15 protein-coding genes are annotated in these 13,745 nt (G+C 49.9%); 1 reads left to right on the forward strand and 14 read right to left on the reverse strand.

Annotated features, from left to right (window positions below; genetic code table 11):
• Positions 1-4: 4 nt before the first annotated feature.
• The 11 genes from U9M73_RS17555 to rpsF form a co-directional block, all read right to left on the reverse strand.
• Positions 5-307, reverse strand: coding sequence for a MazG-like family protein (locus U9M73_RS17555; RefSeq protein WP_028539295.1), 303 nt, complete (start codon positions 305-307; stop codon positions 5-7).
• 88 nt (positions 308-395) lie between these two features.
• The gene (locus U9M73_RS17560) at positions 396-821 is read right to left on the reverse strand and encodes a CBS domain-containing protein (RefSeq protein WP_009223367.1); all 426 of its coding nucleotides are present in this window, start codon (positions 819-821) and stop codon (positions 396-398) included.
• 169 nt (positions 822-990) lie between these two features.
• A complete protein-coding gene (locus tag U9M73_RS17565; RefSeq protein WP_009223366.1) occupies positions 991-2,079 on the reverse strand; it encodes an LCP family protein in 1,089 nt (362 codons plus the stop codon).
• A gap of 284 nt (positions 2,080-2,363) precedes the next feature.
• On the reverse strand, positions 2,364-3,404 hold the full coding sequence (locus U9M73_RS17570; RefSeq protein ID WP_323078308.1) for an ABC transporter ATP-binding protein: 1,041 nt from the start codon (positions 3,402-3,404) through the stop codon (positions 2,364-2,366).
• A complete protein-coding gene (locus U9M73_RS17575) occupies positions 3,401-4,429 on the reverse strand; it encodes an ABC transporter ATP-binding protein (protein ID WP_323078311.1) in 1,029 nt (342 codons plus the stop codon). Before U9M73_RS17575 ends, U9M73_RS17570 begins: the two co-directional genes overlap by 4 nt.
• Positions 4,396-5,412 carry an ABC transporter permease gene (locus tag U9M73_RS17580; RefSeq protein WP_323078312.1) on the reverse strand — a complete coding sequence of 339 codons (1,017 nt, stop codon included), beginning with the start codon at positions 5,410-5,412 and terminating at the stop codon, positions 4,396-4,398. The genes U9M73_RS17575 and U9M73_RS17580 overlap by 34 nt, the downstream gene beginning before the upstream one ends.
• On the reverse strand, positions 5,409-6,380 hold the full coding sequence (locus U9M73_RS17585) for an ABC transporter permease (RefSeq protein WP_260071869.1): 972 nt from the start codon (positions 6,378-6,380) through the stop codon (positions 5,409-5,411). Before U9M73_RS17585 ends, U9M73_RS17580 begins: the two co-directional genes overlap by 4 nt.
• Positions 6,381-6,508: 128 nt before the next feature.
• The gene (locus U9M73_RS17590) at positions 6,509-8,248 is read right to left on the reverse strand and encodes a peptide-binding protein (RefSeq protein WP_323078313.1); all 1,740 of its coding nucleotides are present in this window, start codon (positions 8,246-8,248) and stop codon (positions 6,509-6,511) included.
• A gap of 638 nt (positions 8,249-8,886) precedes the next feature.
• On the reverse strand, positions 8,887-9,156 hold the full coding sequence (gene rpsR / locus U9M73_RS17595; RefSeq protein ID WP_009223360.1) for a 30S ribosomal protein S18: 270 nt from the start codon (positions 9,154-9,156) through the stop codon (positions 8,887-8,889).
• Between the two features lie 21 nt (positions 9,157-9,177).
• Positions 9,178-9,651: a single-stranded DNA-binding protein gene (gene ssb / locus U9M73_RS17600; RefSeq protein ID WP_009223359.1), complete on the reverse strand. Its 474-nt coding sequence runs from the start codon at positions 9,649-9,651 to the stop codon at positions 9,178-9,180.
• 40 nt (positions 9,652-9,691) lie between these two features.
• A complete protein-coding gene (gene rpsF / locus U9M73_RS17605) occupies positions 9,692-9,976 on the reverse strand; it encodes a 30S ribosomal protein S6 (protein WP_009223358.1) in 285 nt (94 codons plus the stop codon).
• A 313-nt stretch (positions 9,977-10,289) separates the two neighbouring features.
• On the opposite strand from rpsF, the gene U9M73_RS17610 reads away from it, so the two are divergent.
• Positions 10,290-10,487: a YjzC family protein gene (locus U9M73_RS17610; RefSeq protein WP_009223357.1), complete on the forward strand. Its 198-nt coding sequence runs from the start codon at positions 10,290-10,292 to the stop codon at positions 10,485-10,487.
• A 1,035-nt stretch (positions 10,488-11,522) separates the two neighbouring features.
• On the opposite strand, the gene U9M73_RS17615 is transcribed toward U9M73_RS17610, so the two are convergent.
• From U9M73_RS17615 to U9M73_RS17625, 3 genes are all read right to left on the reverse strand, one after another.
• A complete protein-coding gene (locus U9M73_RS17615) occupies positions 11,523-11,813 on the reverse strand; it encodes a phBC6A51 family helix-turn-helix protein (RefSeq protein ID WP_323078318.1) in 291 nt (96 codons plus the stop codon).
• A gap of 55 nt (positions 11,814-11,868) precedes the next feature.
• Entirely contained in the window at positions 11,869-12,441 is a 573-nt protein-coding gene (locus tag U9M73_RS17620; protein WP_323078319.1) for a hypothetical protein, read from the reverse strand.
• A gap of 70 nt (positions 12,442-12,511) precedes the next feature.
• A complete protein-coding gene (locus U9M73_RS17625) occupies positions 12,512-13,720 on the reverse strand; it encodes a hypothetical protein (protein WP_323078320.1) in 1,209 nt (402 codons plus the stop codon).
• Positions 13,721-13,745 lie beyond the last annotated feature (25 nt).

The following is a 13,745-nucleotide window of genomic DNA, read 5'->3' on the forward strand; positions in this document are numbered from 1 at the left end:
GGGTTCACCTCTTAGACATATGTTCTTCCAGGGTAGAAATATCTTGATACCAATCCTCGAGCTGGTGACCCTCCTGCTTATGTTTTCTCAGTTTCTCCAAGATGCTGTCATCCATATCCCGATAGGAAACACCTAGTCTCCGCCCCAAAATATAACTGCTGACGATCAGGCTGGCAAGACTGTCCGTTACCCGTGTCGTGCTGCCTTCCCATAATGCTTTAAACAAACGGGATACGTGATCGACTACTTCCGTTTTGAGCCATTCAATCACTTTGGCACGTTTGGCTACATCCATTTCCCTTTGCATCGCGGACAGCTTCGACCCTCCCCGAAAAAAGCTTTATTCTTCATTATAGCATATAGCAAACGCCACAAAAGACGCAAACCTTTAGGATTTATTGGGTTTGTGCCGTATTGCGGGTCACGAACTTCTCGCAATATTCGATGATCTGACTGCGCCGCACGATCCCAATAAACCGGCACCGGTCATCGACGACCGGTACGAAGTTCTGCACCTTCGCAAGATTAATCAAATCCTCCATGTCGGCATCAATCCGCACCGGCTTGATGTCCATCTTCAGCGGCACGTCCTTCAGGAGAAACTTTGAAGCGGTCTCAAAATTAATCTTGCCGTTCGAATTTTTCATGTGCCATAACAAATCGCCTTCCGTTACCGTACCGACGTACACCCCATCGTGATCGATGATTGGCACGGCCGTATAACGGTGATACTCCATGCGCTCCAGCGTCTGCCGTAACGTGGAATCCAGCGTCATGGTGACCACGTCATTTTTCGGAAGTAGAAAAAACGCTATATTCATGAGAACGAAATCCTCCTCATCCTTTCATTCAGACTCCCCTAATGGATACGTTTCGAAACCGAAGTTGTTCCAGAGCCGGCGGCATGAAAGCGGCAGCCGGAACACCGGACTGCCGAGGTCTGAAATCAGGGTATATTAACACTATAATCTAAGGTATGATGCCCCACGATCACTCATTCTTGCTCGTGTTTGCCGCCGTTCCTTGATCGCCGTTTTGCTCCGTATCCGCCTTCTCCGCATCACGGGATTCCGGCAGAATCAAATCGGATGCCTCCGTATCCGGGTTTAGCCAGTTGTCGATCATCTCTTTGGCGAAATCGACATCCTCTTCATTCGCTTTATCATAATAAACCCCATTGATCCGCATGCCTTCGCCCATAATCGTAAAGCCGCTAATTTGCGGAGAAGCATCTCCCAACAGGACCTTCTTGGACAATTCGATAATTTGGCTAGGCGGCAGGTCGGTCTTAAAATTATCACCCATCAGGTTGATTAATTCAGGGATTTTTGTCACTTGGTTCAGCTTTAACATCCGATTAACCATGGCATTCAGAAACACCTGATGCCGTTTCGTTCGGTTAAAATCACTGTCTTCGCGGTAACGTACGAAGTTGAGCGCCTCCGTACCGTCGTACAACGGTTTATTCGCCTTAATCGTAAACTTCTCATGATCCGCTTGTTTATTCACGATATCCTTGGTAATCGGCAGCTCTACGCCGCCCAGCGCGTCCACAATGTCACGCACCCCTTGGAAGTTAACAGCCGCATAGTAATCAACCGGATAGCCGATGAAATTCTCCACCGTATCCTTAGCCATCTTCTCCCCGCCAAAAGCATACGCATGATTAATCTTGTCTTCATCACCCTTGCCAACGATCTCGGTGTAGGTATCGCGCGGAATAGAAATCAACAACACCTTGGCATCCTCCGGGCGCACCACCGCATAGATCATCGTATCGGAACGGGCAGGCTCGTTATTCCGTTGATCCACGCCCAGCAGCAGGGTGCTGAACGGCTTCATCTTCTCTTCCGCCGGCTCCACCGGACGGGTCTCTTCCCCTTCCAGCGGGGAATACGAGCGTTCCAACGTCTCCTCGACTTTGCCTGACAAGAACAAGTCAAAGGCCATCACAGCAAGCGGTTTGCGGAACAAATATCCCCCTGCTCCCGCCACCAACAGGATTATGAGCACAATCCATGCGATTTTCTTGCGTTTATTCTTTGATTTCATCTTCTGCCTACTTCGACGTTCGATCATGATTTTACGCCTCCATCGCCAATCTGGTTGATTTCCTTCTCTATCTGCAATTGCACTACGTTTCTGCTCATTCGCGCTTCTCTTGTCTAGCATTCTTCAAAACAACTCTACCGCTTTGTACTATAACACATCGGGGAAATCGGGTACAACAATGCGGCATATGCAGATGCTGGTCAACCAACCAATGAAGCTTGGGATGAAAAGAGAAGAGAGGCCCGCTCCTTCCGGAGATCGGGCCTCTGCCGTAATCAACCAGCATATTTTGCTTACGAGAAGGCGTCTGTTTAGGCCAATACGGTCCCCGGTTGCAGCGGGAAATGACAAGCCACCTGACGTCCGGGAGCCGCCTCAATCAATGGCGGTTCCACCTTGGAGCATTGCTCCTGGGCAAACGGACAGCGGGTGTGGAAGCGGCAGCCGGAAGGCGGGTTCGCCGGAGAAGGAACATCCCCCTGCAGCACAATCCGTTCCCGCTTCTGCCCAGGCACCGGCTTTGGAATGGCCGACAGTAAGGCAGCCGTATACGGATGCAGCGGCGAAGCGAATAACGTCTCCGTCTCTCCGACCTCTACCAGCTTACCCAAATACATGACTCCGACCCGATCGGAGATGTGCCGAACGACGTTCAGGCCGTGGGCGATAAAGAGGAACGTCAATCCTAGCTCACGCTGCAGCTTCATCAACAGGTTAATTACCTGTGATTGCACGGACACGTCCAACGCCGATACCGCCTCATCCGCTACGATAAACTTCGGGTTCAGCGCTATTGCCCGGGCAATACCGATCCGTTGCCGCTGACCGCCGGAAAATTCATGCGGATAGCGATTGCGCCGGCTGGCGTCCAGCCCTACCAGCTCCATCAGTTCAACAACTCTAGCATCCACTTGCTTGGCAGTGAGGTTGCGGTGGACACGTAAAGGCTCGCCGATGATATCCTTCACTAGAAAACGAGGGTTTAAGGAACCAAACGGATCCTGGAAAATAATCTGCATCTCTTCCCGAAGCTTCCGGAGCTCTTGCCCCCGCAAAGAATGAATATCCCGCCCCTGGTAGATGACTTCCCCTTCCGTGGCGCCTTGCAAGCGAAGAATAACGCGCCCCAACGTCGATTTGCCGCAGCCGGATTCGCCGACGAGCCCGAAGGTTTCTCCTTGGCGAATCGCTAAGGATACATCATCCACCGCTTTCACTTGACCAACGACCCGGCTGAGCAGGCCTTTATGAATCGGAAAATACTTCTTAATCCCGCGGATATCTACTAAAACCTCTTCGGACTTCAAACCGCCCGGTTGCTTGACCTCAACATTTACCGTTTCCGTCGTCATGCGAGTTTCACCTCATCTCTGCTGCTGTGGTCATCGCTCTTGCTTACTGGCTTATCCTCATAAAGCCAGCAGGACGCGCGATGATCTGCTCCGACCATAAACTCTGGCGGTTCCTTCTGCCGGCAAACTTCCGTCGCATGCGGGCAGCGGGGGTGAAACCGGCAGCCGGAAGGCAGTTGACCGATCGGCGGTATCGTCCCTTGGATCGTGTACAGCTCGCCTCCCCGTTCCCCTTCAAATCCCGGGATCGATTGAAGCAGCCCCGAAGTGTACGGGTGGCTAGGCTGATTAAAGATATCCTCCACCGGCCCCTCCTCGACGATCGCCCCCGCATACATGACAGCGACCCGATCTGCCATTTCTGCAGCTACGCCCATGTCATGGGTAATTAGCAGAATGGACATGCCAAGTTCGGCCTGCAGCTTCCGCAACAAATCAAGGATTTGCGCCTGTACCGTCACATCCAGCGCAGTGGTTGGTTCGTCGGCAATCAGCAGCTCCGGATTGCAGGCTAAGGCGATGGCAATGACGACCCGTTGGCACATCCCGCCCGACAATTCGTGCGGGTATTGCTTAGCGCGAATTTCCGGGGCAGGAATCCCCACGAGCTTCAGCAGGTTAACGGCCATGCTCCAAGCCTCATCGGCGTTCTTGTTCTGATGCAGCCGCAAGCTTTCGGCAATCTGGTCCCCTACCGTAAATACCGGGTTTAACGCTGACATAGGGTCCTGAAAGATCATCGCAATTTGGTTGCCGCGAATCTGCCGCATCTCTTCCTGTTTCTTAGCGGCTAAGTCCTGGCCGCGAAACTTAATGCTGCCCTCCATGATCGTTCCGCCGGCGTAATCGATCAGCCGCATGATGGCGAGCGAGGTGACGCTCTTTCCGCTTCCCGATTCACCAACCAAGCAAACCGTCTGTCCCTTGTCTATGGATAACGAGATCCGGTCCGTCGCTTTGACGACCCCATTTTCCGTTAAGAAGCCCGCCGTCAGTTTCCGGATTTCGAGAAGTTTCTCCGCCATTTTGCCAGCCTCCTCCGGGATTTATTCAGATTCTGTCTTGGATCCAGCGCATCGCGGATGCCGTCCCCGATGAAATTCACCGCAAGAACGACGATCAAGATGCATAAGCCGGGATAAACTGCCTGCATTTTATCAACGAGCATAAATTCTTGCGCATTGCTTAACATCAATCCCCAGCTTGTCGCCGGCGGCTGGATGCCTAAGCCAAGGTAAGACAGCGCCGATTCGCTCAAAATCGCCGAACCGACCATCAAGGTAGCGTTCACGATAATCGGAAACGTAGAGTTTCGCAATAAATGACGGAAAATAATGCCTGTATTGGATACCCCGATAGCACGCGCGGCTTCAACATACTGCATTTCCCGTAATTGAAGGAAGTTCCCGCGCACCAACCGTGCGATACTCATCCAGCTGGTGAAGGCCAATATCATAATCATATATTTCATGTCTGATCCGAAAATCGCGAGTACCAAGATGTTCAGGAACAACGTAGGTACCGAGTTCATCACGTCGACGATCCGCATGAAGACCGTATCGACCCATCCGCCGAAATAGCCGGATAGCGCGCCGATAATCGACCCGATCACAACCGAAGCCAAAGCGACGGAAAAACCAATGATTAAGGAAATTCTTGCACTGTACAGCAGCCTTGTGAAAACGTCACGACCTAATTCATCCGTGCCCAACAGATGCCCATCGGTCCCTGCCGGCAGATTCGGGTACATCAAATCGATCTTTGCCGGATCATACTTGGTAAGCCAAGGCGCAAAAATCGCAGCCAAAATAAAGATCAGTAACAACACTAATCCCGTCATTGCGTAGGGATTATGCGAAAACTTTCTCCATAATAACCCCCAAGGACCAAGCGGCTTCTTGGCAGAAAGTGCATCTACCGCGTTTCGGGGGTCCAGCGCATGATTTGGCTCAGGAGTTGGCACGTTGGGAGACGCTCCTGGCGATATCGTCACCTTTAGATCACTCATGCTGCTTTCGTCCCCTTTCCACCCAATTTAACCCGCGGGTCTACGATCGCATACAGAATATCCGCGAGTAAGCTTCCGAGGATAACCATAACCGAAGTAACGATCGTAATCGCCATTAGAACGGAGTATTCCCGCGCCGTAGCCATCTCGACATAGAGGCGCCCCATCCCCGGCCAGTTAAATACGTTCTCCGTAAGAGCAGCGCCGCCGACGAGCAGCGGTAAATCCAGTCCTAAAATGGTGATGATCGGAATAAGCGCATTACGTAAAGCGTGTCGGAACACGACCTTTCTTTCCTTAACACCCTTCGCCCGAGCCGTGCGGATGTAATCCATTTCGAGGACCTCCAACATACTTGCGCGGGCATATTTAATATAAGAAGCAAGGAAACCTAACGACAATACGGTGACCGGAAGCACCAGATGCATGAATAGGTCGACAAGACTGTCTTCTTTCCCCCTAGAGTGCATGTCCGATAGAGGCAGCCAATCGAGGCCCAACGAGAACCATTGTTGCAAAAGAATACCGAACCAGAAGGTTGGCATAGCAAAACCTAAATAAGAAATAAAGGATGCCGTCTGATCAGATAATCCATATTCTTTCGTACTGTTATAAATGCCCCAAGGGAGCGCGATAATCAAGGTTAACAACCAAGCAGAGCCCATTAAAATGAACGTATTTCCGATGCGGGGCCACAGCAAATCCCCAACTGGCAAATGGTTTTTGAATGTGTACCCTAAGTCACCCTGCAGCAAGTCCCCAACCCACCGGAGATATTGAACCGGCAAGGGTTTATCCAGACCGAGATTCTGTCTTTGCTGCTCGAATGCCTCCGGAGATAACCCCGGTGCAAGCATCATTTGGGTCGGTCCCCCCGGAGCGGCATGGATCAGCAAAAACGTCACGACGGTAATCAAGAAAATTACCAAGACCGATTGCAACAAGCGACGGATCAGATATTCTGTCATCTTTTATCCTCCTAAGATTAGATAGGTATAGATCCGCAGGATCAAAAATTTATCTTGAAAGGGAGAAGGAGAAAGAGAATACTCCCTTTCCCCTCCTGCGGTTCTATTTCCTGTATCCGTTCTTCTCCTTATTCCGTTACCCACCAGTTGATCAGATGGAAGTAGTATCCGTATCCCAACGATGGCTCCGGACGGTCTTCTTCTTTCCAATGAACTCTCGGACCGGTACCGATGGCGTTACCATATTGATAAAGGAATACATATGGCAAGTCTGTAGAAATTTCCTTCGCCAGTTCCTTATAGATCGCTTGACGTTCCGTTTGATCGACCGTGGAGTAGCCGTCTACCCACAATTGGTCGAGCTTTTCGTTCTTGTACCAGCCGGTGTTTTGCCCTGCCGGCGGGAAGTACTTCGAGGAATAAATGCTTTCTGCATCCGGATCCGGATTGTTCAGGGACCATGCCAACAAAATGGCTTGATATTTACCTGGGTTTACGTTCTGATCGATCCATGCAGCAAAGTCGATGCCTTTTGGCGTGACTTCGATACCAACATCACTCAAGTTTTGTTGGATAATCGCAGCCACTTGTTCACGGCGGCTGTTGCCGGCGTTATATTGCAGTTCGAAGGAGAAGCGGTGACCATCTTTCTCGAGGATCCCGTCTTTGCCTGGAACCCAACCGTCTTCTGCCAGTAATTGTTTTGCTTTCTCAGTGTCATAGTTATAATTGACAGCGGCATCCTTCGGATCTGCCCAAGTGTCCGGCAGGAACGGAGCGTTCATCAGCGCACCGACGCCTTTCAAGACATTGTCAACCATCCCTTGACGGTTAATCGCGTAGGCAATCGCCTGTCTTGTCTTTTGACTTTGGAACAGTCCGTAATTGTCCGGGAAGTTCTTCGGATCGAAGTTAAACCCGACGTATTCGTAAGTCGGACCTGGTTTTTGAATAACATTAATATCCTTGTTCGCTTTTACGGCCTCAACTTGTGTGACCGGAATCGCGCTGACATGGTCTGCGTCGCCTTTCAACAAGGCTTGGACTTGGGTATTTTGGTCAGCGTAGATTTTATAGATGACTTGATGGATATGCGGCTTCTGTGCACCCCAGTAGTTTGGATCCAGATCCAATGTGTGGCTTTCGCCTTGTTTCCATTCCGTCCACTTCCAAGGTCCGTTCGTTACGGTTTTGGATGGATCCGTACCATACGGGTGTTGTTGAAGCTCCTTCACAGGAACATCCTTCAGGATATGATAAGGAACCAAGTCAGTTACCAGCGTGTATAAGAACGGAGCGTAGATTTGTTTCAACTTAATGTTAACCGTCAAATCATCCACTTTCGTGACGCTCTCTACCTTATCGAAGGAACTGATCGCTGGGGAACCCGTTTCTGGGTTGCGAATCGTATCAAACGTAAATACGATGTCGTCGGCCGTTACCGGCTGCCCGTCATTCCATTTTGCGGTATCCTTCAGTTTCACGGTATACGTTAAACCGTCCTCAGAAATTTGCGGTGGCTCGGCGGCCAAAGACCAAGGCTCAACAACCACATTCCCTTCACGGTCAATATCGTACAGCTTGGCGAAAAGGAACTGCTCCACATCTCCGGAAGAAGTATCACCAATAAAAATAGGATTTAAAGTAACAATATCCGAAAATGTTGAAAGCACAATCGTACCACCATCCACCGGCTCATCTGCCGTTGGTTCTGTTTCCGGTTCCGTTGTATTCTCTGGAGTTGTGTTGTTCTCTGTCGGAGTCGGCGTGTTGGAAGCTGTGTTATTGGTACTGCAGCCTGCAAACAAAATACCTACGAGGGATAAAATAAGTAAGATGGACCATAATCTTCTCTTCTTTGCCACCATGTGAGTTGACTCCTCCTTGTTAATTGTTGAGAACGTGCAGTTCGTCTTGCTTTCCTCTTGCCAGGATGTTCCTTCCGACCTCCCCCTTCATCACTCTCTAGTTGTTTCTCACAGTGCTTAATCCTGGATAAAACAACTTACTTGCGCTCCCTATGGTTCTATCTCCCCATGACTACATACCCTAAAAACAGAGACACAACGTCAGCCGTTTGTAACAAAGTGTGACATAGGTTTGATATAAACCATCGGTTAATAAGTGTCTTAAGCCGGTCCCTATCAGGGGATATGCACCAGTTCAATTATTGATCATAATACATGTGAAAATATCTTACGTCAATAATTTTTTAATTGTTTATCGGCCCTTTTTCACCCTTCAATTACTAATATTTTATAGAATTTATTAATATGAAGCGTTTGCAAAAAGTTAAATGTTAATTTTTCTTACTCACACTTTACTGTTAGTGTTAACAAATTTCGAGTTTATTCTCTCTTTCTCGCCATATATCGACTTTATTCTTTATCGGTTTACTTGGAATTTGTCGTAAGCGCACTAATCTCCATGACTTAAGTCCTTTTCGTATAGAAACAAAAAAACAACCGAACCTAATGGGTTCAGTTGTCGCTCTAACAGATTACGCTTATTCCGTTGTGTATGGAAGCAATGCGATTTGACGGGAGCGTTTGATTGCAATCGTCAAAAGGCGTTGGTATTTCGCGCTGGTGCCAGTTACACGGCGAGGCAAAATTTTGCCGCGTTCGCTGATGAATTTCTTCAACAGCTCCGTATCTTTATAGTCAATGTGAGTAATTTTATTCACAGTGAAGTAGCACACTTTACGACGTTTGTTGCGTCCGCCGCGGCGAGCCGGTCTTTTGTCGTCTCCGCCTTCTCTTTGCTTGAAGCTCATGCTTTTCAGTCCTTTCCGTTGTTAAAATGGCAAATCGTCATCCGATATATCGATCGGTTTCCCGTCGTCGGAGAAAGGATCGTTCTGATTGCTGCGCGAGAATCCGCCGCCACGGCTGCTGCCGCCTCCGAACGGTGACTCTTCCCGCGTACCGCCGCCACCTGCACCGCCCTCGCGGTTCGATTCCAAGAAACGGACATTATCGGCAATAACTTCGGTTACGTATACACGCTTGCCTTCGTTATTTTCGTAGTTCCGTACTTGAATACGTCCTTCAACAGCCGTTAACCGCCCTTTACGCAAATAGTTAGCGCAAGTCTCGGCAAGCTGTCTCCAGGTGACAACCGGGATGAAATCCGCCTCACGTTCGCCCCCTTGCGAGGTGAACGGTCTGTCCACAGCAAGCGTAAACTGAGTTACCGCTACGCCAGCTGGCGTATATCGTAGCTCCGGATCCCGGGTAAGACGTCCGATGAGAATGACACGGTTCAACAATCAAATCCCCTCCTTCGGGCAATGGTTACTCAAACTTGAATTAGGCTACGTCTTTCGTAATGAGATAACGGATAACCTCGTCGGAAATCTTCAAGATGCGTTCCAGCTCAGCAACAACTTCTGGAGCAGCGGTGAAATTCACGAGAACGTAAATTCCATCACGAACCTTGTTAATCTCATACGCAAGCCGGCGTTTGCCCAAAACTTCATGTTTGGTAATTTCACCACCGTTTTGGATGATGCCTTGGAATTTTTCGACTGTAGCTTGAACAGCTTCTTGTTCAACGTCAGGACGAATAATGTACATCACTTCGTATTTGCGCATTCTGATTCACCTCCTCTTGGACTATGGCCCCCAATACGTATTCCGTTCAGGAGCAAGGAGCGAGAGTAAACTCGCACCATTGTAGTATATCAAATTGGACGTGGGTGTGCAAGCAGCCAATCTTTTCTGTAACTGCGGGTTTGATATGCCTTTCCCTTTTCATCCGTTCGTACGGTTTCCTCTAAGCCCCAAAATCGGCTTCATTTCATTTATGCTTGTCAATAATTATCGGGCCCCTGCCGTACATGATTCCATCCCTTCGACAAACAATAAGCATGGATTCCAAGCTAAAGTTCGAAAGGAGGAACGCTGTATGGGTGAACAAACAGAATATGAAGAAGGCATGCGCGCTCCAAACCCAGGGGTATATGTGGAGGTTGGTGAGGCGCGGAGCTTTCATACGCAAATTCAAAATCCAAAGCGAATTAAGTTGAAAAAGGGCGATAAATTCCCTGAGACGTCCAACAAGAACCGCAAGTGGAAAAAAGAAGAGAAAGCCCGCGTCCATTAACCAATTCATTCCGTTTTACTCGGCGTGTATAAAACCGCGAATCCTGCACATAATACAATCGACGGCGAGCAAGAGAGGTGTGGTTCCGTTGGTCCAGTTAAAGGGTTCCGCGAGAAACAAACCGCAAGGAGATCTTGTTCACGACTTGTAGAAGCGTCAGATCACGAGTTAGTGAAGACCCCTCTTCCCTAATTCGTGCTTGCTAAGGCAAACATCGAATGTTTCTGTTTGTCGCTGAGAAGAGAATTTCCAATAAAGTTCGCCGTCAACCACAGGAAGGACCCGAAAGGGTCCTTCTTGCTTTTGCATAAGTTTATACATAAAACAAAAAAACTCCTACGCATACGTAAGAGTTCGTCTCTAGGCAATATTTAGATGATGGCGGAGAGGGTGGGATTCGAACCCACGCACGCCTTGCGACGCCTAGTTGATTTCGAGTCGCATATCTGCGCATTGATTTCGGAAATGTCCCGTAATATCAACGTTCAGTTTACGGACACATACCGGACTGACTCCGATACTTCTACGTTGTTTCGATTATCTACTATTATAATAGAAGCGCGCTAGGAGTCAAGTTCATACTTACAATTATTACCATACGAGTTTATTTTGCTACGCGTATTGTGCAGGGGCCTGTCGGGCGGCCAGCGAGGGGGTGCCATGGGGGTCAGCGCTCGGCCTTCGCGATCAGTACATACCTAGGTGATTGGTAATCACGTAGGCCCTCCGCCCATAACCGCAATCCCGCGCCCCGCTTGCGTTCTCGGCGTTTACTTGCGCGAACACTACGCAGGATCATCGCGTTATTTGCACTATTGTACCGAAATCTACCGCTGAACCCCCCGAGTTTTGCGCGGCCGTCCGCCCTGCGCCGCCAGCCCGCGAAAAGTTTCCGGAGGGGCACGCGCCTCGACCCCCGCGCAGGAAAATCGCCCATAAAGCGCAATTTTGGGAAGCTAATTCTCACGCCATTTATCGTATCTAATCCGCGCCATCTCAACGGTTTAGCGATCGCCATCCGCAACGTAATCAACTTTACGCAATCAATCCGCACATGCGAAACGTCTCCTCGATATCCTGCGCGGTCATCACGTATTTAATCTTCGCTTTAACCCAACGCCGATGAGCTTCCGTTTTCCTGCGCTTAACCTTTTCGAGCTCACGCGTAAAGTCCTTGCGCTGTCTCCACGTATAAAGTTGGCGTCGACTCACTCCGCAAGCTTGCGCAATCTCTTCGAGGTTCGGCGTCGGTACTGTCGTAAGCAGTTCTATCGCGCGGTAATGGCGCTCATCAAGCGGTGATGCCGGCCGGCCCCGCTTCGGCATTTCCGTCCACCTCCGTATACAAAAATAAGGCCGCCCCGAAGGACGGCACGCTATGTTACTTGTTCAACTGTTTTTGCAGCTCCGCAATCTCCGCGTTCGCTGCGTCGATTTTCGCCTGGTATTCGGCAATGCGCGCTTTCGTTTTCTCGATATTTGCGTCGATGCCCTCGACGATAGAAGGCGCTTCGCTGGCGTGCTCTGCTGCTCTCGCGCGGCTTTCCTCGTACGTTTTCAATGTTGCCTGCTCGATACCAATGAGATTCTGCCACGATGCAATGTCCGCTTTCTTCCGCCCAATTTCGTTCGTTATCTGCAACTCTTCCGGACTCAACGCGTCACTCTCTCCTATTACCTCTTGCGCTTTACTAGCTTCGACTGTAATTGTCTTCCCCTCCACTTTTAGCGGTATCCCAACTGCTTCGGAGACGGCACGAACGGGGACGTATGCTGAACCATTAATTACGGCCCCGTCCGCAATCTTAGTCCCGTCTGAATTTTTAACAGTGTACAATCCAGTAACCTTCGCGCCGATTAGCGATTGAACCGCGGCGACCGCCGAGCTGCCACCGAAGATAATCGCGCCGGCGAGCAGTCCGGACAAGGCCCCTGCAAAAAATCTATTCTTCATAAAAATATCCCTCCATGGAAAATACTTGTTTCCTATATTATCGTCTGGAAGGACTATAAGTTTCAATCGCTTATTGAGTGCTATGCGAGTGTGTGTCACCTGCATACACACGATACGTAACAGTACCACCGTCAGCGGTACGCAATACAGTACCGTCCGGAATACCGTGGTTATGCGCGGCGACCGTAGTTGACGTCGTAGAGACCCCGCGATCCGCCTTTTGCGATAAGGCTGACGACAGTCCGTTGATGCTACTCATTGTAATCCCGATGACGCCGCTAGAGTTTGAAAAATCGACGGTTCCGTTAAAATAAACCCGACGACCGGGCGCGGCAAGCAACATGTCCGAAAGTGAAGTGATTTGGAATAGATCATCACCGCCATTAATATACCCGAGCGCCGATCCGTTCGACCGTGCAAAGGAGATCGCACTCATCCCGTACGTATCATTCGCGTTGATTGAGATTCGCTCGCGGCCAGCCGCATCATAAGTCCGCCAGCCCCGATAATCCATTTCTACGCGCGCTCCGCTCGCCGCGGTTCGAATAAGCGCGCCGGTAATCGTACCGGAAACGATGTCCGAGTTCTCGACTGTTCCCGTCAGCGTAATCTTCCGCGCGACAACGTTCCCCTGCATATCCGCATGTAATGACGCGCCTCTAACCGACCACATCCGCAGCGGTTTCGTATCTCGGATCGGACGAACAAGACGCTCAACCGCGCTAGGTGATACCGTATAGCGCACGAGCTTTCCGCCTATAAACTCGTTAGCAAGGTGCTCATACGTCCGCATAATTGCGTCATCGATCGGCACCCCTTTCCCGGCGAGCTTTGCGATATATGCGAGTGCCTCCTCCGATCTTCCGGCCACCGCGAATAACTCCTGATTGTTCGGGACCCGGCGCTCTACTTTAAAATCGTCGATATAGCGGAGTTGGTAATATACAGGTACGCCGTCCTCGATTGCGTGAACATACGCGCCAAACTCGATACCATATTTACCGCCGTCATAGTCCGGATTCGCGCGTTTGAAATCGTTATAGACTTTGCGGGCGGCCTCCGCAATATCTTCGACCGTACTCCGCTCATCAATAGCCGCGAAAAGGTTGTCGCAAATCTCAAGCTCTCCGGACGTGAATACTACTTTGTCGCCTACTTCGCGCAGTTTATTGTAATTGTCGTGGACATAATAACTCCGGCCGTCCGTATAAGCCGATACGCGGGAGTCTGCATAAACGTAAATATTGCCGTCAAGAAAGAATGAAACGCATAAACTCAAATGAACCCCTCCGTTATTTAAGAGC

The sequence above is a fragment of the Paenibacillus phoenicis genome (assembly GCF_034718895.1).
In the GTDB taxonomy this organism is placed as follows: Bacteria; Bacillota; Bacilli; order Paenibacillales; family Paenibacillaceae; genus Fontibacillus; species Fontibacillus phoenicis.

What these genes read in the sequence shown, in the direction of transcription:
- rpsF (WP_009223358.1), bottom strand. Translation starts at nt 9,976, where the DNA reads ATGCGCAAATACGAAGTGATGTACATTATTCGTCCTGACGTTGAACAA.
- U9M73_RS17610 (WP_009223357.1), top strand. Translation starts at nt 10,290, where the DNA reads ATGGGTGAACAAACAGAATATGAAGAAGGCATGCGCGCTCCAAACCCA.
- U9M73_RS17620 (WP_323078319.1), bottom strand. Translation starts at nt 12,441, where the DNA reads ATGAAGAATAGATTTTTTGCAGGGGCCTTGTCCGGACTGCTCGCCGGC.
- U9M73_RS17555 (WP_028539295.1), bottom strand. Translation starts at nt 307, where the DNA reads ATGCAAAGGGAAATGGATGTAGCCAAACGTGCCAAAGTGATTGAATGG.
- rpsR (WP_009223360.1), bottom strand. Translation starts at nt 9,156, where the DNA reads ATGAGCTTCAAGCAAAGAGAAGGCGGAGACGACAAAAGACCGGCTCGC.
- U9M73_RS17580 (WP_323078312.1), bottom strand. Translation starts at nt 5,412, where the DNA reads ATGAGTGATCTAAAGGTGACGATATCGCCAGGAGCGTCTCCCAACGTG.
- U9M73_RS17575 (WP_323078311.1), bottom strand. Translation starts at nt 4,429, where the DNA reads ATGGCGGAGAAACTTCTCGAAATCCGGAAACTGACGGCGGGCTTCTTA.
- U9M73_RS17585 (WP_260071869.1), bottom strand. Translation starts at nt 6,380, where the DNA reads ATGACAGAATATCTGATCCGTCGCTTGTTGCAATCGGTCTTGGTAATT.
- U9M73_RS17615 (WP_323078318.1), bottom strand. Translation starts at nt 11,813, where the DNA reads ATGCCGAAGCGGGGCCGGCCGGCATCACCGCTTGATGAGCGCCATTAC.
- U9M73_RS17560 (WP_009223367.1), bottom strand. Translation starts at nt 821, where the DNA reads ATGAATATAGCGTTTTTTCTACTTCCGAAAAATGACGTGGTCACCATG.
- U9M73_RS17590 (WP_323078313.1), bottom strand. Translation starts at nt 8,248, where the DNA reads ATGGTGGCAAAGAAGAGAAGATTATGGTCCATCTTACTTATTTTATCC.
- U9M73_RS17570 (WP_323078308.1), bottom strand. Translation starts at nt 3,404, where the DNA reads ATGACGACGGAAACGGTAAATGTTGAGGTCAAGCAACCGGGCGGTTTG.
- U9M73_RS17565 (WP_009223366.1), bottom strand. Translation starts at nt 2,079, where the DNA reads ATGATCGAACGTCGAAGTAGGCAGAAGATGAAATCAAAGAATAAACGC.